The sequence below is a fragment of the Photobacterium sp. GB-50 genome (genome assembly GCF_003026755.1).
Classification (GTDB): Bacteria; Pseudomonadota; Gammaproteobacteria; order Enterobacterales; family Vibrionaceae; genus Photobacterium.
The window spans coordinates 38,896-57,547 of sequence record NZ_PYNX01000007.1 but is presented as its reverse complement, the minus strand read 5'-3'; the positions used below and the strand labels follow the sequence as shown (position 1 = coordinate 57,547).

22 protein-coding genes are annotated in these 18,652 nt (G+C 36.0%); 10 read left to right on the top strand and 12 right to left on the bottom strand.

Annotated features, from left to right (window positions below):
• Positions 1 to 70: 70 nt before the first annotated feature.
• Positions 71 to 550, bottom strand: coding sequence for a YbhB/YbcL family Raf kinase inhibitor-like protein (locus C9J41_RS11260; protein WP_107207145.1), 480 nt, complete (start codon positions 548 to 550; stop codon positions 71 to 73).
• A 362-nt stretch (positions 551 to 912) separates the two neighbouring features.
• On the opposite strand from C9J41_RS11260, the gene C9J41_RS11255 reads away from it, so the two are divergent.
• Positions 913 to 1,161, top strand: coding sequence for a DinI-like family protein (locus tag C9J41_RS11255; protein WP_107207146.1), 249 nt, complete (start codon positions 913 to 915; stop codon positions 1,159 to 1,161).
• 132 nt (positions 1,162 to 1,293) lie between these two features.
• On the top strand, positions 1,294 to 1,671 hold the full coding sequence (locus C9J41_RS11250) for a cupin domain-containing protein (protein WP_107207147.1): 378 nt from the start codon (positions 1,294 to 1,296) through the stop codon (positions 1,669 to 1,671).
• A gap of 46 nt (positions 1,672 to 1,717) precedes the next feature.
• On the opposite strand, the gene C9J41_RS11245 is transcribed toward C9J41_RS11250, so the two are convergent.
• Complete coding sequence (locus C9J41_RS11245) at positions 1,718 to 2,068, bottom strand: hypothetical protein (RefSeq protein ID WP_107294577.1); 351 nt, start codon at positions 2,066 to 2,068, stop codon at positions 1,718 to 1,720.
• Positions 2,069 to 2,118: 50 nt separating this feature from the next.
• Positions 2,119 to 2,859: a GIN domain-containing protein gene (locus C9J41_RS11240; RefSeq protein WP_107260964.1), complete on the bottom strand. Its 741-nt coding sequence runs from the start codon at positions 2,857 to 2,859 to the stop codon at positions 2,119 to 2,121.
• Between the two features lie 286 nt (positions 2,860 to 3,145).
• On the opposite strand from C9J41_RS11240, the gene C9J41_RS11235 reads away from it, so the two are divergent.
• Entirely contained in the window at positions 3,146 to 4,588 is a 1,443-nt protein-coding gene (locus C9J41_RS11235) for a tyrosine-type recombinase/integrase (protein WP_107247397.1), read from the top strand.
• 119 nt (positions 4,589 to 4,707) lie between these two features.
• A complete protein-coding gene (locus tag C9J41_RS11230) occupies positions 4,708 to 4,959 on the top strand; it encodes a hypothetical protein (RefSeq protein WP_107207151.1) in 252 nt (83 codons plus the stop codon).
• Positions 4,960 to 5,013: 54 nt separating this feature from the next.
• Here the strand turns inward: C9J41_RS11230 and C9J41_RS11225 are convergent, their stop codons facing one another.
• Complete coding sequence (locus C9J41_RS11225) at positions 5,014 to 6,255, bottom strand: Nramp family divalent metal transporter (RefSeq protein WP_304589087.1); 1,242 nt, start codon at positions 6,253 to 6,255, stop codon at positions 5,014 to 5,016.
• Positions 6,256 to 6,574: 319 nt separating this feature from the next.
• On the opposite strand from C9J41_RS11225, the gene rpoS reads away from it, so the two are divergent.
• Both rpoS and C9J41_RS11215 read left to right on the top strand, forming a co-directional pair.
• A complete protein-coding gene (gene rpoS / locus C9J41_RS11220) occupies positions 6,575 to 7,447 on the top strand; it encodes an RNA polymerase sigma factor RpoS (protein ID WP_107207152.1) in 873 nt (290 codons plus the stop codon).
• A 95-nt stretch (positions 7,448 to 7,542) separates the two neighbouring features.
• Positions 7,543 to 8,088 carry a DUF1439 domain-containing protein gene (locus tag C9J41_RS11215; protein WP_107207153.1) on the top strand — a complete coding sequence of 182 codons (546 nt, stop codon included), beginning with the start codon at positions 7,543 to 7,545 and terminating at the stop codon, positions 8,086 to 8,088.
• A 141-nt stretch (positions 8,089 to 8,229) separates the two neighbouring features.
• Here C9J41_RS11215 and chrA read toward each other — a convergent pair whose 3' ends face one another.
• A complete protein-coding gene (gene chrA, locus C9J41_RS11210) occupies positions 8,230 to 9,381 on the bottom strand; it encodes a chromate efflux transporter (RefSeq protein WP_107294576.1) in 1,152 nt (383 codons plus the stop codon).
• 197 nt (positions 9,382 to 9,578) lie between these two features.
• Here chrA and C9J41_RS11205 point away from each other — a divergent pair, with 197 nt between their 5' ends.
• Positions 9,579 to 10,514 (top strand): LysR family transcriptional regulator, encoded by a 936-nt coding sequence (locus tag C9J41_RS11205; RefSeq protein ID WP_107207155.1) that lies wholly within the window; start codon positions 9,579 to 9,581, stop codon positions 10,512 to 10,514.
• A gap of 78 nt (positions 10,515 to 10,592) precedes the next feature.
• Positions 10,593 to 11,138, top strand: a complete 546-nt coding sequence (locus tag C9J41_RS11200; RefSeq protein WP_107294575.1) for a hypothetical protein — start codon at positions 10,593 to 10,595, stop codon at positions 11,136 to 11,138.
• A gap of 52 nt (positions 11,139 to 11,190) precedes the next feature.
• Here C9J41_RS11200 and C9J41_RS11195 read toward each other — a convergent pair whose 3' ends face one another.
• The gene (locus C9J41_RS11195; RefSeq protein ID WP_107247394.1) at positions 11,191 to 12,312 is read right to left on the bottom strand and encodes a 1-acyl-sn-glycerol-3-phosphate acyltransferase; all 1,122 of its coding nucleotides are present in this window, start codon (positions 12,310 to 12,312) and stop codon (positions 11,191 to 11,193) included.
• 260 nt (positions 12,313 to 12,572) lie between these two features.
• Between C9J41_RS11195 and C9J41_RS11190 the strand changes: the two genes are divergently transcribed.
• On the top strand, positions 12,573 to 13,253 hold the full coding sequence (locus tag C9J41_RS11190) for an AraC family ligand binding domain-containing protein (protein WP_107207158.1): 681 nt from the start codon (positions 12,573 to 12,575) through the stop codon (positions 13,251 to 13,253).
• 29 nt (positions 13,254 to 13,282) lie between these two features.
• On the opposite strand, the gene C9J41_RS22040 is transcribed toward C9J41_RS11190, so the two are convergent.
• Both C9J41_RS22040 and C9J41_RS11180 read right to left on the bottom strand, forming a co-directional pair.
• Positions 13,283 to 13,633: a hypothetical protein gene (locus C9J41_RS22040; protein WP_233217789.1), complete on the bottom strand. Its 351-nt coding sequence runs from the start codon at positions 13,631 to 13,633 to the stop codon at positions 13,283 to 13,285.
• Positions 13,634 to 13,853: 220 nt separating this feature from the next.
• Entirely contained in the window at positions 13,854 to 14,375 is a 522-nt protein-coding gene (locus C9J41_RS11180) for a nicotinate-nicotinamide nucleotide adenylyltransferase (protein ID WP_107292281.1), read from the bottom strand.
• Between the two features lie 246 nt (positions 14,376 to 14,621).
• Here C9J41_RS11180 and nadE point away from each other — a divergent pair, with 246 nt between their 5' ends.
• Entirely contained in the window at positions 14,622 to 15,458 is an 837-nt protein-coding gene (nadE, locus tag C9J41_RS11175) for an ammonia-dependent NAD(+) synthetase (RefSeq protein WP_107207161.1), read from the top strand.
• 100 nt (positions 15,459 to 15,558) lie between these two features.
• Here the strand turns inward: nadE and C9J41_RS11170 are convergent, their stop codons facing one another.
• The 4 genes from C9J41_RS11170 to C9J41_RS11155 form a co-directional block, all read right to left on the bottom strand.
• A complete protein-coding gene (locus tag C9J41_RS11170; RefSeq protein ID WP_107207162.1) occupies positions 15,559 to 16,083 on the bottom strand; it encodes an HD domain-containing protein in 525 nt (174 codons plus the stop codon).
• Between the two features lie 123 nt (positions 16,084 to 16,206).
• A complete protein-coding gene (locus C9J41_RS11165) occupies positions 16,207 to 16,392 on the bottom strand; it encodes a YoaH family protein (RefSeq protein ID WP_005365166.1) in 186 nt (61 codons plus the stop codon).
• Between the two features lie 100 nt (positions 16,393 to 16,492).
• The gene (locus C9J41_RS11160) at positions 16,493 to 17,692 is read right to left on the bottom strand and encodes an NnrS family protein (RefSeq protein ID WP_107287564.1); all 1,200 of its coding nucleotides are present in this window, start codon (positions 17,690 to 17,692) and stop codon (positions 16,493 to 16,495) included.
• Positions 17,693 to 17,772: 80 nt separating this feature from the next.
• Entirely contained in the window at positions 17,773 to 18,645 is an 873-nt protein-coding gene (locus C9J41_RS11155; protein ID WP_233217638.1) for a DUF2861 family protein, read from the bottom strand.
• Between the last annotated feature and the right edge of the window lie 7 nt (positions 18,646 to 18,652).

Genomic DNA, 18,652 nt, shown 5'->3' with positions numbered 1-18,652 from the left:
GACTGGTTATTGATGATACACAATAAATAGACACAAGGTTTATCTCAATGATTATTAATATAAGCGTTATTTATCGAACATATGTTGGGGTAATCGTTGATTTGCCCAATGCTGTTGCGTTTAGCATAAAGCTAACTAATGCACATGATGCATCATCTGGCACTTCAAGTTTTTCTACTGGCAGTGCCCATACTGTAAATTGGTAACGATGCATACCGTGACCTTCAGGAGGACAAGCGCCGCCGTAACCGTTAAACCCATAGTCATTACGCATCTCTAAACCAGCCGCAAGTTTGCCTGATGCGCCCTGCTCAAGTGATGTAGTCGATGCTGGGATATTGATCACTTGCCAGTGCCAGAATCCGCTTTCTGTTGGTGCGTCTGGATCAAAACAAGTTATTGCAAAACTTTTTGTTCCTTCAGGTGCGTTTTCCCATGATAGCTGCGGAGAAACGTTATCACCGTCGTGTCCGAAGCTGTTAAATGAAAAGCGCTTGTCTTTTAATTGGCCTTCTACAATGTCTTGGCTATGTAATGTGAAAGTTGTCATTTTTTATATCCTATTATTTGCTGTTGGAATAATGATAGAACTATTTTGACAAAAAGGAATAACAATAAGTTCCAAATTTCGTTTAAAATATTTATTTTTGATACTTATTGTTTAAGCTGTAAATTATTTTTGTTGAAATGCTAATCGCTTTTTCAGTGTGGGTTAATGAATGGCGTTATGACAGTATCAAATGAACGTTATTTTGATTAACTATCATTAAAGATGTGACAAAGATCTCTGTTGTTATTGGGCAACAGTATTAATGAATACAACTAATTACAACGATTTAAATCTTGAATTGATGTTAGTTACTACTGTTTATAAAATCAGTGTTGTTATATACAGTTGGATGTAATTACTATATGCGTATTGAATTAATGCTTAATAAACTCAACCTATCTGATGCTCATTTTTCAAAGATTGATGATGAATTTAACAGAAGAGTATTAATGAACTGGCCGGATGCAAATATTCGTGTTCGTCTTGGTGGTGGAAATAATCTCACAGTGCTTGGTGGTTTTGCCGATGATAAAGAACGCGTTGAAGCACTGCTACAGGACATGTTTGATGAAGCAGACGATTGGTTATACAACGATCACGATATGTATTAATTAAGATATAAGATTCTTAACCTGATTTTGTAGCACGTCAATTTGGTTTTTTATCTTTCTTTTTTGGCTATCTATAAAATAACTTTCTTCACCTATAATAACTATATCTTCAAATAGTTATATGGTTTTATTATGAGTGATTTTGTTTCTAAAAACATCTGGTCTGATTTTACAAAAGAACCTGATATGCCAGGTTTTAGTTTCCGAGATACAGATGAAAAGAATGAAAACTGTGTAACAGCTTTACTTGAACGATGGGAAGCTGGTACGTTTGAAGCACCCCATCATCATCCTAATGATGACATGTCGATCATTGTTAAAGGTGAAATTGTTATTCAATTTTACGTCAAGAAAGATGGTGAACTCGCTAAAGATGGTGATGAAATGACGCTAACTGCAGGCCAAACGGGTTATATTCAAGCAAACAGAATACATAGTGTTTTATACAAAACTGATTGCGATATGGTGTATATCCAAGATCGTGTATTTGGTTTTGAGAGTGACGAATAATTAGATGCTATCTAAAGCAGCCATTCTTCTGAGTGGCTGTTTTTGTTTACAGCACAATCCATGGTTCATGTTCAACGAGTTCAATCGTTACTTTCTCCTCTCTTATTACAAAGTTTAGTGTTTCTTTATAGTGATCAATTTCATCTTGGTTATTACAGGGCCAGAAGAAATGAATACCGTAACTTACGCTGATCACACCACTATTTGAATCTTGTGCCATTTCTACCATATCAACATGTAGGCTAGCTGTTGCAAATTGATATCGAAGATCTTGTTGATCATGTTTAGTGAACAAAGCGGGTGAAAATTTATCTTCATGGCTTTGTACATATTCGATTATATTTTCCGCGATGGAAAGCTTGTTATTAACTGAAAACGTGACTGTTTGTATTGTCATGATCGACCCCTATCAAATTAAGACTATCATTACATATTTACTATAAAACGTCAGTTCTGATAACAATACGTTATTTTACTATTGTCACTAGCGACAATTGTTGAATCAGCAGCTTTATTTATTGTGATGGATGAATCATCTTCCATAGAACCATTTATTGTACTGTTCGCCGTATTGCACATAGTGGCAATTGACTCCTCTTTCATGTTTAATTCAACAAGGTTAACGCCTGATGTTAAAGAAAATAAAGAATCAGTGGCGAGTGATAATTTTAAAACTCCAATGGGTTTATTGATCTCAATAGATGATGATTGAAAGGCATTAACGATAACTTTTTCAGCAACAATACCGACCTTCACATGCGAATTGTCTGTTGCAGTTATATCGAGATTCGTTGTTGAACCGTGAAGTTCGGCATAACTTTTATTCGATACATTAGCGGTGAATGTAGTTTCATCTAGCGCACAGCCATCAATATTTACCTTTGCGTGATTAGCGATATCAATTTTATTCAAAGGTTTAGAAACAATAACACGAGCCGTAATGTTAACCTTAGGGTTATCTTTATCTGTAGAATATAATTTAAGTGTCGCATCATTCACTTGTAACATCACCATTTCGAGTTCATCACCCGTAAACGATATTGATGGTAACTTTCCGCAACTTATATCTAACACTAAATTGTTAAGGCTCATATCTATTTCATTAAATTGCTTGAGATAGATATTCGTTGCACTTACTGAAGTAGAAAAAAGGCAACAAAGCCAAATAGCTCTCTTTAACAATTTCATACCTACATCATTTTATCTCCATTAACTTTAATTATAAGTAATAACTTTCTAATTCAGCGTATTAAGTTTACAACCCATGTGTGACAGGGTAACACTTTTATGAATCACTAATTCGTAGGTTAATCTCTTAATTCATTTAAAATACCAACAAAAAAAACATGGTTAATAACAGTCAGTATATCTTTGTTGATGATCCAGATCTTTCGACTAACTAACAGATTTATATAGTAATTAAATTTAAGTCTTATATAATATCTCTTATAGCAGATCTAAAATAACTTATGTAATGCAGAACAAATTCCCTATCGATCCAAGAGCCGCGAGTTTAAGAACCACATCGTTACGTCAGCAAACACAATTAGCAGAACGCATTAATCATATAAATTATGCTTCGACTAATCCTGCGTTATCTTATGTGTATTCATTATCAGCGACTGACACCACCGGCGGTCAAGCTAATGCGCGTTATTCACTTGAAAGGCTTGCACGCTATGTATTGGGAGATAGCTTCCAACTCATTGATTGGATTGAACTATTTAATAATCAAGAAAAGCTGATTGATGCAGTTAAGTCATTTCTGATTGCTCGCGCTAAACAAAAAGCTAAAATGAAAAATCATTACTTCAGTGCGAATGAGCCAATAAAGAACTTACAAGTAAAGCCATTACTTAACGCTTTATTGAATGTAGCTAAATTTCTTAGAGATAATCAAAACTTACCTGCCTCTCGTGTTGTTGAATTTAAAGATCGTGTCGCAGTTTTTGATCTTGGAAGTTTTAAAAACTCAACGATAGAAAGTGGTTGGCTTCAACCGATTTTACCTCAGCACTATGCGTTTGAATTATCAAAACAATCAAAAGTGATGTTAGAGGCCTTTAGTTGTTTTTGTATTCGAAGTTGTATTGAGCGTTTTGATTGGACTGGTATTTTATATGCCCCTATTCTTCAATCAACGATGCAATCGTTTTTAAGTGATCGAATAGATAACCAAATCAGCGATCAAAAAAAAGCCTATGCGCCAGCAACTGCTGATAATTTACTTCGCATGTTACGCGGTGTAGCTCAACATGCCTGGCTCGCTGAGTTGATCTCAGTTGAAAATTTAGAACGTATAAAAGCAATTAAATTACCGAGGGGATCTCGTCAATCCAGTGGCAGATACCTTAGCTATAATGAATTAGATCATATTTCAGCTATTACGCTTAATCAAAAGAATGAAACTAAGGCATTGAGAGATAATGCTATTTTTTGGTTAATGTATGAGGCAGGTTTACGGCGAGCAGAAGTGGTCAATATAAATACCTTTGATATTGATATGGATCGGTGCCAGCTACGTGTTGTTGGTAAAGGTAATAAGGAGCGCTATGTTCCTTTCTCTCGAAATAGTGATTTATATAACGCGATGGAAAAATGGCTAGCCATTCGTTTGCAAGATTTTAACCCGAATTTACCTGCATTATTTTGCACTATTAATCGTTACCAAACATTGACTTATATGCGTTTAACAACACAAACACTTAATGATTTGTGTAAAAAACTCAATATGTTAGGTTTTTCTCGTATTGTTTCACCCCATGATTTTCGACATTCAGTGGCAACTAATCTTTTGCGTTCAGGTTACGACTTATTATTAGTCAGTAAATTTATGGGACATAGTAGTATTACGACAACCCAACGCTACGATAGACGTACTGATGATGATTTAAAAGGTGTAGTTCCGAGTCGGTAATGTAATTGATAACCTTATGTATTTTATAAAATAACTGCTTACCTCACATTTATTGTAAAACTTAATACTAGTAATTAACACTTATGAAATATAATACGCCATAGAAAGGAGTATTTATCATGAAAATGTGTGTCATTAGCTCATTAATTTCGATTTTTTTACTTATCTCTTTCCCTTCTGAGGCTCAAAGTGTGAAACAGTATAAGAATCAATACAGTGTTATACCTTGTGAAGGCTTAAAAACGAAACTAGAAAGCTTAGAAAAGCGTTCTAAAATGATCTTAAACGTTGCATCAGAGAAAGCTAAAAAAGAATTTAAATATAAAAATAAAGCACTACGTTTATTGATGAAACAAAAAAACTGCCAATAAATAACAAACAAGTGACGTTTGGCTTTTATTCATCTAATTGATTGGATGTATTATTTAAGAAAGTGTCACCATTAGGTATATGTTCAAGGCAACAACAAGAGCAATGATAACAATACCTGCATAACTAACGTATTTATTGTTTTTAAACTCACCCATTAGTTTTTCATTATTAGTGAAAATGAGTAACGGTATAATAGCTAATGCAATACCAAAACTAAGAACGACTTGACTCATCACTAAAATTTCAGTGGTATTAATAGCAAGCCCGATAACGATAAATGATGGGATCATTGTAACAAGACGGCGTAATAACAAAGGGATCTTAAATTTTACGAAACCTTGCATTACGACATCTCCAGCCATCGTGCCAACAACAGTCGATGATAAGCCTGATGCGATAAGAGAAATAGCAAACAATGTAGATGCCGCTTGTCCAACAAGTGGCGTTAATGTTTTGTACGCCGTTTCAATCCCAGCAATATCTTGATTACCTGAATAATGGAAAACGGCTGCTGCCATTGCCACAATTGCAATATTCACAAAACCTGCAATAACCATTGCAATGAGTACATCTAAACGTGTTGATTTTAATCTTTTTGCTTTTGTTTCACCGTAAGTATTTTTAAATAGCGCCGAGTGTAAATAAATAACATGCGGCATTACTGTTGCACCTAAAATACCTGCAGCTAAATAAATTTGATGTGAACTATTTAACGTTGGAATAGCAAGACCTTTTATCATCTCGCTTGCAGCAGGATGAGCAAAGAAAAGTTCAATAACATATACAACAGCTACGACTAATAATAATGTTGCAATGACAACTTCTAATGGTTTCTGGCTTTTATTACTTAATAATAAAATAGCCATTGTTACTATGGCTGTTATTATTGCTCCTTCCATTAAACTAATACCAAACAATAATTGGAAACCAACAGCAGCACCAATAAATTCAGCTAAATCCGTCGCCATAGCTATAATTTCGGCCTGAATCCAATATGGAGCTATCGCCCATTTGGGTAGATGTTCTCGTAAATGTTCCGCGAGATTTTTCCCCGTCACTATACCTAACTTTGCAGATAGGTATTGGATCAACATAGCCATTAGGTTTGCCCAAAGAACAACCCATAATAACTGATAGCCAAAAGAAGAGCCCGCTTCTATGTTTGTAGCAAAATTACCGGGATCAATATAACCAATAGCCGCAATGAATGCTGGACCTAGAAGTAGTAGTTTTTTCTTTAGTTTTAAACTGAAGATAGCCATTTCGGGCTTAACAGAAATTGTGGTAGAGACCATAGCTAACTCCTTAAACAATAACTTCATCATACATCGATACAAATGAGAATCAATATCATTTAGGTGCTATTAGTGGTTGGTAAGATTTCATAAAATTTATAGTTTTTATTATTAAAACGTGAGATTTTATTTCTATAGTGACTAGTAGATACTTTTTAGGTATCTTTTATTGAATTTATAATGTGAAGTAGTATTAATTTTTTATTAACTGATTAATAAAATGGGTGAATAGAATAAATCTTTATGATAGTGTGAGCCTAGTTGCTTATTGATAGTTGGCTTATAAACTTTAAATATAAATATCATAAAGGAATCTGAAATGGATATAAACAAAGAAGAACAATTTCCACATGGCGGGGATATCGTTCATTTATACCTAAAAGAAATATCAGAAAAGCCACTTTTAACGAAAGAAGAAGAAATTTTATATAGCCGAAAAAGCTTGTGCGGTGATGCTAATAGTAAAAATGTATTGATTGAGAGTAATTTACGATTAGTCGTAAGTATCGCAAAAAAATACCGAGGCAGTAACATACATATCAGTGATTTAATTGATGAAGGTAATATCGGATTAATGACAGCTGTTGAAAAATTTGATCCAGAAAAAGGGTTTAGATTTTCAACATACGCTACATGGTGGATAAAACAAACAATAGAACGTGCAATACATAATCAAGGAAGAACGATACGCTTACCTGTTCATGTATCAAAAGAAATTAACACCATTGTTCGGACGCATAAACAATTAGTAAAGAAAAACAATCAGGAACCAAGTACAGAGTTAGTTGCTGAAGTTTTAAATAAAACCCTTGATGATGTATCGACAACCCTTTCTTATGACACTCCTATTGTATCGTACGATCAATCATTCTCAAATGAAGCAAGTAATCAGTCAATAGCGGTATTAATTGCAGATGAAAACAGTGCAAAACCTGATGAACATGTTGATGATTTAGCAATCCAAAAAATAACATCCAACGTACTCAATTGTTTAAATAACCGAGATAAAGAAATCATATGTAGAAGATTTGGTTTACAAGGTTATGAAGCACAGACTTTGCAAGAAGTTGCAGAAGAAGTGGGACTGACAAGAGAACGTATTCGCCAATTACAAGTTACCTCATTAGCAAAACTTAAAAGCTCACTTAGCCGTGATAACTATGATATCTCTGTTTTGTTTGCTAACAGTTAATATTTGTTTGAGAGTATTAAGCACGTAGGTTTACGTGCTTTTTTTTATTAATATGAGCTATAAATAAAGCATATATATTTTTCTTAAGGTTTTTTATGCGCTTAAAAGCTCTGATTATTGTGAGTTCTGCCTTCTTCTTTGCTGGCTGTAGTAGTTACGGTATCACTGAAAGTGAGATGCAAAACTACATAAACAAAGAAACGAATGTTGAACGCTCTGTTGGTATTCAAGGTATCGCCTACGCAACAGGTAAGTTTGAAAAAGTAAAAGTAGGCATTGGCCGTGTCGCGGACAATCGTGTTAGTGTTGATACTACAGCTAGCGCTCAACTAGAGCTTGCTGGCCAACCACCTCAAGATATTGTTGTTAAAGCAAATTTCAGTGCCATCCCCTATTATAATCAAAATGAAGGGGCGATATATTTACGTGGTTTAAATATTGAATCATTGACAATAAAACCGGAGAAGTTTAATAACATACTGACTAAACCGGTTATCACTCCATTTGTTTCACTTATTGGACAGGTGCTATCAACCAAACCTGTCTATAAGCTAGATGAAAACGAAATGAAACAAGCGTTGCTTAAATCTACTAAGCCTGAATTAATTATTAAAAATCATCAATTAGTTCTCGATTGGTAAGTTGTTTTCATTATAGGTTATAAAGTTATAGTGCATTAGGAGTTAATATTTATACCACATCCAAGCCTATAAGCTGTTTCGATTATTCTATAAAAGAAGGGCTTGCATAAAGCAGCCCTTCTTTTTAACTAATTGATGTTATTAAGTTAAGATCAAATATTTGGTTGTGAAAAGCATCAAAGCTAACACCCATACCGGCCATTTGAAATATTTAAACGCAATAAATCCAACCACAACTGCTACAACATCAAATCCGGTTTTAACGCCACTGGTAATAATTGGACTAACAAAAGCACTGGCTAATAGTCCAACAACACAAGCATTGACTAAAGTGATTGATTGTTTTAATCGTTGATGCTCAAACAACGCTTTCCATGCTGGAAGAAATGCAAATAGTAATAAACTGCCAGGTAAAAACACAGCAATGGTTGCTATCAAGCTACCTAACACTGGGTGTATACCGTCTATCGAAGCACCTAAATAACTAGCCATAGTGAACATTGGACCAGGTACAAGCTGTGCAGATGCGTAAGCATTAATAAAGGTAGACTCCCCTACTAACCCTTCCATCATTGGTTGTAGGAGTGGTAATACAACATGCCCACCGCCAAAAACAAAACTCCCTGCTTGGTAGAAGATATTAAATAAATTAATACCGCTATTGTAAGGTGCTAATAAGGGTAACCCCACTAACAACACGCCAAATGTAACTAAAATACCAAGGTGTGGTTTTATGCTAGTCGTTAGTTTATTTGTTGGTGTAATCTGCGTTTTAAATGACAATGCGTAGCCAACAGCTGCCGCGACACAGATAGGCAACACTTGACCAAGTAGACCGGAACTAAAATAGACCCAAATAGCTGTCACCACTGCCACGGTAATTGTTAGGGCTGTCGTTAAGTTCTTTTTAGCCATTCCCCATAGCGCATCAGCAACGACGATAACGGCAAGTAGTTTTGCCGCGATGATTAAACTATCAACAACAGAGTTAGACGTTACACTGCTACTAACAATGGCAAGTCCTGTTAATAATGCAAAAGAAGGTAAAGTAAAACCCATAAAGGCAGCAACGGCGCCTAAATATCCCGCTTTCTTATAACCAATATACATACCAAGTTGGCTACTGGCAGGGCCCGGTAAAAATTGACATAACGCTACAGCATGAGTGAAATCATCATCAGAAATCCATTTTTTTTCTTGTACAAAAGAACGTTGAAAGAAACCAATATGTGCTGCTGGGCCGCCAAAGCTATATAGACCCAATAATAAAAAGGTGGTAAAAACGGTAAACATGCATTCCTCCATTAGCAATAGCGCTATCATAACGTTTCCGTTCTAATTATTTAAATCGTTTAAAATGATGTAAGTTATTATTTATATTCATACATATAGATTGATGTTTATGAGGCAAAAAATCATAATGCATAGATAGTGTTAATCGATTATTTTGTTACGCCATATCATCGTGACAGCGTAACTTGGAATACCAAATGCTTGATAATTTGCAACAGATGGTAATACTGGCTGCTATTGGTCATGAACAAAATTTCACAAAAGCTGCTGATCGTTTGGGAATATCAAAGTCTCAGGTAAGTAAGCAAATAAAATGTTTAGAAGAAAGGTTAGGCTGTCAGCTTGTTCAACGCAGTACACGTACCGTTGTATTAACTGAAATTGGCGTGCAATACGCAGACTATGGCCAACAATTAATTGATACAGTTAATGAAGCGGAAGCCATGGTGGCGGGATATCGAAATGAAATTACAGGTCTATTACGAATTGGCATCGCTCAATCTTTCGGTAATATTCATATCACTTCCGCATTAGCTGAGTTTCAAAAGCAAAATCCTGAACTAGAGCTTGAAATTAGTTTATTTGATCACCGCCCAAACCTTTTAGAAGAAGGCTTTGATTGCTGGATTGCTATTCATGAACATCCACCTGAAGGAATGGTAGCCCGAAAGCTCGCCAAATGTGAATTCGTCGTTGTCGCTTCCCCTGATTACATAGCACAACATGGTGAGCCCATTATCCCTGGTGATTTACGTCAACACAATTGTATTACTTACCAAAGCCGCGAGCGTAAATATGTAAACTGGGAATTTGGACGAGATGGATTAAAGCAATCCATTCGAGTTAATGGTAATTATCGTATTGATAATGCACCTGCAGTGCTTGATGCTGCAGTCAGTGGTTTAGGTATTGCTTATCTCTCAACCTATCTGCTAACGGACGAGATTAAAACAAATAAGTTAATCACTTTACTTAATGATTGGAAAACCACAGTAGAATTACCTATTTATGCTGTTTACCCTAGACGTAAATATCTTGCACCCAAAGTACGTTGTTTTATTGATTATATGGCTGAGCGGATGTCTCTACCACCCTATAAAAATATCAATCCAATCATAGATAATCACAAATAAGACGAATAACCTTAATTTTAGGCTATAACAATGTTCATTGTACTAAACTGATAATCATACAAGTACAATGAGCATGTTATGCCGTCATTTTTTTCTAACTTCATCACTAATAGATTATTTAACTATTCAGTAACTATAATTACAATTTTAGTGGCTGTCGCATTCACCATATTTCCAGCTTATGCGATGCATAATTTTAGCGACGCTAGTCCTATAAATCAGAGCACAATACAAATTAAAGCTTATATACCAAAGCAAGCATTATTAGTTGAAATCCAAGATCAGTACAATGTTGTCTATTTTAGTGATAACAGCAACAAATTAACCGTTGATACTAAAAGAGTATTGAATAACTTTGGTTACGCTCTTAAAAATTATCATCAAACCTATATTGTTATTATTCAACATATAACGACGGATTTAGGTTACGAGCGGCTATTTAATATAGCGTCTTATATTGCACTTCAATTCGATATTGAAGAAGAAAGGATTCAACTGTTATTGGTATCTGAGGAAGAGTCTAATCTATATCAACATATCGATGATAATTGGAAAAATGGCGCTGAAATAATCATACCTAAAGCAATTATTGTTACTTATGATCCATACTTCGGTGTGTATTAAAAAACGATGCCGTTCCTTATTAATAGAAAAAATCGACATCGTTTTATAGCTATTACATAGAGTGTTGTTGCTGTTTTTTTAGTGCAGGCAACGCGTACATCTGCTTTAAGATATCATTAACACTGTCACTATGATTTTCAAGTTTTTGGGCAAACTTGTTTCTTTCTTCGTCTGTCACTATGTCTGAATCAATATTCGCAGCAATGAAATTGGCTGGGAATAAATGGTAATTTTCAGTAATTTGACGATCAATTTCTTCAGCTAATTCTTCAGGCGTCTCTGGTGCATTGTTGATGACGTCACCAAAGCTAATATGGATACGACGCTTTTGCCCTACAATACCTTGTACTATACTTTCGATGTCTTCAAACTCACCTTTTTCATAGCTACCGGTTGATGCTTTTTGATAAAGTTCTTCAGCTTTAGCCACATCACAAGGATCGTTTTCATAAGAAATCGCGACAGGGACAATGTTTAAGTTACTCATAAACTCGGAAAAAGGAATTTTCTGCTTACGTCCTTCCATAAAGAACATTTTTAAAATAGCAGGATCTGTCTTATCGTTACCGTCTTTGGCACGCCCTTCTTTTTGAGCAATCCAAATATTGTTTCCTGTTTCTAAAGAGTGAGAGATATAACTTGAAAGCAGTCCAAGTGATTTCATCAATTCACGTGGCCCTTTTGCGGATCGTTTTACAATAAAGCTTTTATTCAAACGCATTAATTCTGTTGCACAAGGCTTCTTCAGTAAGTTATCACCAATGGCAATACGTACTGTGTTGAAGTTCTCTTTAAATAAACACCAGTTAACCATTGCAGGATCCATCGCGATATCACGATGATTAGAAACGAATAAGTAAGCCTTATTTGGGTCTAATTTATCTAGGCCTGTGCACGTTACACCGTCACATGAATGTTCAATAGTTCCTTGCATATATTTGGCAACTTGATTTTGAATATCTTTGACCGATTTAATGCCTGACCATTTCTTCACAAGGAAACGTTTAATAAGGGGAATAAGCAACCAACCAAACATGCCCGACGCATGTGGGAAACGGTACTTTAAAATAGCGTTGATAAAATCTTTATCATCAATGAGTCGTTGAATCGCACCACTGACTTCATCATCATTATACGGGCGAATTTCTTTATAAATATCGTTATCTATATGCACAGTAATGCTTCATGTTGAAAAAACTGAGTTATTTTACTAATAAATAATGATTAACCAAACAACCTCTGTCAATAACCGTGATGGTTGGAGGTCATACCTCATATAATTGTCTACTTTTTCATCGTAGCTGCTATTTTTTGCACCAATTTGATCATGTTAAGAAATGATATCTACAGTATTTAGTTAATACATAACCCTCTTTGTTGACGCTAATAGAAAAAAACACGAAGATGTGCATGCTTATGTGTAAGAGAGTCAGTATGAAACAAGCTATTGAGTTTTCAAATAACGAACACCCTTTTCTTTTTGTTGGTTCACGCAAAAAGAGCCAATCTTCTTACTTTATTGTTGTAACGAATGGTTGTGTGTTAATCCGATTAGGTAAACAAGAGCACATGATCACTAAGGGTCATGGTTTCTGGATCCCATTTGATTGTTTACATGCCATCACAGTGCTACCTGGTGCAACATTTTACCAAGTGGCCTTTTCGGTTCGTATGACACAGCCACTATGCACTGATGCAGGCTTTTTTGTTGTGTCATCGCTCGTAAGAGCTGTGCTTGATGAATTGGCAAAATCTCCCGTTCAAGATCATAAATGGGATGGCGCAGAAGGTCGTTTATTAAAAGTCATTGCAGATAAAGTTGAAAAACTTTCTGTGTCGACTCAATCACTTTGTCCAGCGATCAATAAGCAGCATCATAATTCATTAGCATTAATGCTAAAAGGCAATAAAATAACTGAAAAAACAGCCATATCAAGCCTTGAATCTGTAATGAATATGACAGTAAAAGAGTGTGAAGCCTGCATTCTAATGCGAGAAGTACTTAAGCTAAGTCGTTCAGGACGAAAGCTCCCACAAATTGCGGCTCAATTGAATACGACAGAACAAATGGTAGACGCACTTTCTTTGCCAATTTTAGGTGAAAGCTTACGCTAAATGAAATACGCCCTTAACATGGGCGTTTTTTAATTCAGAGGGATATGAACTTGCATTGATACGCCATCTTCAACATGGCTATTATTATGCCAACGATAATCAAACCTCACGCGTGGTTTTTGACCACTAATATCACCAAAGCCTAAACTCATTTGCAGTCCATGGTTTAATATCCAATCTTCAGCCCCCGCTGCACTTGTGAATGCTTCATCATCATCGTTAGTCGGCATCCAAAAACCTAAACCATAAAACGTCGATGAATTGTGATCCATTAAAACAGGTGAGTCTGCAAATTTATCATCCCAGTGTAGCCAGAATTTATCACCATAACTATTAGAATCAATTTTCCATGGTATAGCGTTATCGTGGCGTGAAAACATTAGCGAATGGTTTATATTATTGTTGCGATCAATGCTATAAATAGGTGCTGAGCAGTCTTTAGTATTATTTAGATAATCGATACTAAAAGGCTGAGAAACAGTATCTAAAGAATAATAATTTTTGCATTTGAAAGCGTAAGTTGACGAAGAAAACATAAATAATAAGCAACAAAAAACACCAAATGAGATTTGTTTAAACACTTCGCCATATCCCCTAAAGTTAAAAATGATAACGCTCGTCTGTCATTAATAACTGGCTAACACTTGCCGTTGTTAAATCACTGATATTTTGATTTTTAGCTAATGCTTCTCGAATTAGCGTACTTCTAATCGGCACCGTTTCAGGACATGCAAGCACTTGCCATTGACTAAGTATTTCATTTGACTTGAAAAATTTTCCAAAATTCAAGAAATTATCAGGGCCAATAACAAATGTAATTTGATGGTTTGGGTAACGCTTTTGTAATTCAACAAGTACCGCATAGGTTGTTATCGCCTCATCACCTACTGCGATATCTTGCTCTAACGTGGACAGCACGAGATTATCTTGGGAAATGTCATCGATAAAAGCAGAAACTAACTCACAACGTAATGAATAATCCAACATATTCTTACCCCAAGCATGATTGTAACTTGGAAGTAAAAGCACTTCGTCATAATGCGTTAATCGTTCTAAAACCGAACGATGCCCTAAACTAGGCGGATTAAAAGCGCTACCGAATATAGCAAGTGTTTGTTTCATCCATCAAACCTTTTGTTCTATCAATTTACTTATATTCACACTAGAGATTTCTAATGATGTAACTATTATTTAAGCATTTAATAGGAAAATGCCCCTTAATTTTAGTAATATCTATCTTTAGCATTGATCATAATAACGAGTTATCGCATGATTTTGCCAAAGGTGTAATGGTTTATCTCTCATTTATCCATTATATCGCTTCAAATGATTAATATTTGGGCTAACTCTCTTAAGGATTCATATACCATGGAACAGCTTATCCGCACTGAAATGCGCGTGCTACCAGTCATTGACGTTGATTTTGAAATCCAACGCCGAGTTGAATTTATTCAAAAAAAACTTAAACAATCAGGCTGTAAATCACTTGTACTAGGCATTAGTGGTGGCGTGGATTCAACAACATGTGGTCGCCTTGCTCAACTTGCTGTTGATGGTTTAAACCAAGTGTCTAACAGCAACGAGTACCAGTTTATTGCCGTTCGTCTCCCCTATGGTGAACAACAAGATGAAGACGAAGCACAACTCGCATTAAGCTTCATCCAGCCTAGTCACTCTGTCAGCGTTAATATTAAAAATGGTGTTGATGGCACTCATGCAAGCACCCTTTTTGCATTAGAAAATACTGGGCTTATTCCTAGCGACAACGCTAAAGTTGATTTCGTGAAAGGCAATGTAAAAGCTCGCACACGTATGATTGCTCAATACGAGATTGCAGGGCTTGTCGGCGGTTTAGTTATTGGTACCGATCATTCAGCTGAAAACATTACCGGTTTTTATACAAAGTTTGGTGATGGTGCTTGTGATTTGGCACCTCTATTTGGTTTAAATAAACGTCAAGTTCGTGCTCTAGCAGCAAAACTTGGTGCGCCAGAACAATTAGTTTATAAAGTACCTACAGCTGACCTAGAAGAATTAGCGCCACAAAAAGCTGACGAGGATGCTTTACAAGTTTCTTACGATCAGATTGATGACTTCTTAGAAGGCAAACCCGTTACCGATTTTGTCCGCGATCGCTTAATCTCTATTTATAAAGCAACCCAACATAAGCGCCAACCTATTCCGACGATTTACGATGAGGAATAATGACTGACAGCTATATGTCGTCATAAACAACTTATAAAAAAGCCCGTGTATTTATCAAATACACGGGCTTTTTTATTAACTAACCACAAAATTTTATGCACTAAGCACAGTTAACACAATCTTTTGAATGAATAAGCGCGTCTAATTGTTGCCATAAAGGATCACAGAGACCAGCACGATAAACAGCATGCTTAAAAGCGTCATGCTCAGCTTGATACATTAAGAAATGGCGGCGTGAATTATTACTGCTTGATTGAACGTTAGCTAAGCGATCGCAGGTTTTAACAATTAATGCTAAGCGTGCTGCATCTTCAGCTGGATCAAGTGATAGTAACCGTTGATTTATCTCTAATTTTCGTTTCGCTCGATCTTCTAACTTCACATCAGTGACGTAATTCACTGCGTCAGCAATGGTAAAACCAAATAAGTCTGCCAACTCGTCAAAGCTGGTATCAGTATCTTCAATCACATCATGTAGTTGAGCTACAATCATTGCATCAATACCATATGGTCGTGCAAATTCAGCAACTGTATCTAAATGTACGTAGTAAGGATAATCTCCGTATTTTTGCTCGCCATGTCGACTTTTAGCAAAAGCTTGAGCCTGTAAATATCGGTCATTCATATAATTACCCTAATAAAATTATGTTTTTATTATTTGTATAATAAAAGCATACAATTGAACAAGCTTTTATTTGAAATAAAAGTATCCAATTATAAAAAAAGAGCCGTTAAGCTCTTATTTTTATTACTCTTCTTCATCACTGAAGGTTTCACCAGCCGCTTCACGACGCTTTATATCCGCTTCTCGGATCTGGTGAGCAACAATCATTATCGCTTCACCACTACTAATACCTTGCGCCATCAGCTCATGGATACGCTCAGCAGCTTCTTGTTGTTGTTCATGATTGAGCGTTGGAGTGTGATTGTACATAACTATCTTCTTGTTGATGAACGAAGCATTATTTTAGAGTGAATAGCCGATAATGTCACTGATTATCAAGCTTATCAATACAGACTCTCACTTTAGTCACTTACCCTGGATGACCGTCAACACGCGGCTTTGTGAGTACTGGAAAATAGACGATGGTGAAAATCCCAAAAGCAACAGCCCACAAACTTGCAGAAATCACATAGCCATCAAGTAACAAAGCAGGCGCGACAGTAGTCAGTAATACTCGTGCTAGTAATGACAAAAATAACGCAATAAACGCAACCTGCATAAAACGCCCAACTTGCAATTTACGACCAGTGTGTCCTAAAGATACACGCGAGATCATTGCTAGTATCATTCCCCCTAGTCCGCCGATGGTAATAATATGAATAGCAATAGACTCACTGATCGCTGTTGTGTAAAAGCTGCAACCAAGCAAAAATAAACCAATAATTAAAGACAAGTAAGCAAGATGCAAAGACCACAACAGTGGAATACGGAGTGTTGAGATTGTGCGCCAGCGATAAAGACGAACAAAGTTAGTTGTAGCCGCAACGATCGACAACGGAGCAATAACCCCATTTATTGTTGCGTTATTTATAAAGAATGTCGCCAGCAGCAACAACCAAGCAGGTATAAGTGCAAGATATTCAATCGTTTTAATTCGTTTAATAACTTCAGTATTTGTTCCGCGTGAAGTAAAAAATGGGATAACCCGACCACCAACAACTAAGGTAATCACAGTAACAACAAGCACGACAGGTAAAGCAATATCAGCAATAGATTGATGACTCTTGCCTAATGCAATGAAATGAAATTGAATATTGGTAAAAGCAAACAGTAGTAAAACGGGTACAAAGAAAAGATTACGCCACTGTTTAACTTTTATGATTGGTATTGCAAGATAGTAGATAGCCACGACAATCCATAATGTATCAATAAACAGCCAAAGACTGCTAACTGAGCCCATCATTAAACCGATACGAGCAATCAACCAAAGGCTGAAAATCAGAAGTAGTTTAGTGCCTTTAATACTTGTTTGCCCTGTCCAGTTTTGTACAGCCGTCAATAAAAAACCAATAATGACTGCGCCTGAAAATCCAAATAGCATTTCATGGCTATGCCACCAAATAGGATTTGAATACATAAAACTAGATAATTGAAACTCACCTGACCAGAACAATGCCCACATTATCATTGCGATAACTGAAAAAGCACTTGCTCCAAGAAAAAACGGTCGAAAGCCTAATCGTAAAATTGCAGGTATTTTATCTTCTTTTGCTTTGTCGATAATTTGCATAATTTCCACCACTTTAAACATGCATTAATTATACATGTTTAAGAGTATAAAAAAACCACTCGTATAAAGTGGTTTTAAACTTAATGAGTATCATCAGAGTAATCAATGGGTCGAGTGATACTTTGAATGTCTAAAATAGATATCTCACCTTGCCATCGACTTTTTATTAAGCCAACATCAAGCCAATATCGCCCTTCAGGGATATTAAGTTTGGGTAACTTAGTCGGCAGATAAATGTCCGTTTGTTCGCTCCATAATGGTCGCCAATCTGTATCATTTAAGTCATACAGTTTTATCGACAAACTCGGTGCAGGACATGATGAATTCAATTTAGCCACATGATCAATTCGCCATGAATTGCTGTCTTTCCAACCTAAGTTCTGTTTGGCTGGCGGCTCATTAAGCACAATCCATTTATTCCAAGCGGGTTCACCATCAGCGATAATCGTCAACTTATATAATCCTGCTTCTACTTTATGATCGAGCTTTTTCGCATCAACCGTAAAGTAACCACCATCATCAACCACAGGTTTGGCATCAATTAAATTATCATTAGGCCACTTAGAAAAACTGATCTTCGTAATGTTAACTCGTGTTGAACCAACAATCGATAACTTAAGTAACTGCTGATTAATGTTTTGAACCACAGAACGCTCAATCGATAACTTGGATAACCAAGAAGGTAAAACTGTATTATCAAGGCTATGGCCACAGTCCTCTGTAATCGCAAGATCAAGCAAACCATTAAGATTCGCTTTCTGATCTGTTGTCGGAGATTGCTGCCAAGCCTCTATAATCGATTCAAATGATTTATCAGTTTGACCTTCAAGTAAATGTCGATGGGCAGCCGCATAAGAGCTTTGATCTACAAACCAAGCTGCGTTGGCGTTAGGTATTAAGAACAAAGCGTTAATAATACCTAACTGACACAAGAAAAAGGTTATTCTTCTCATTTAATAA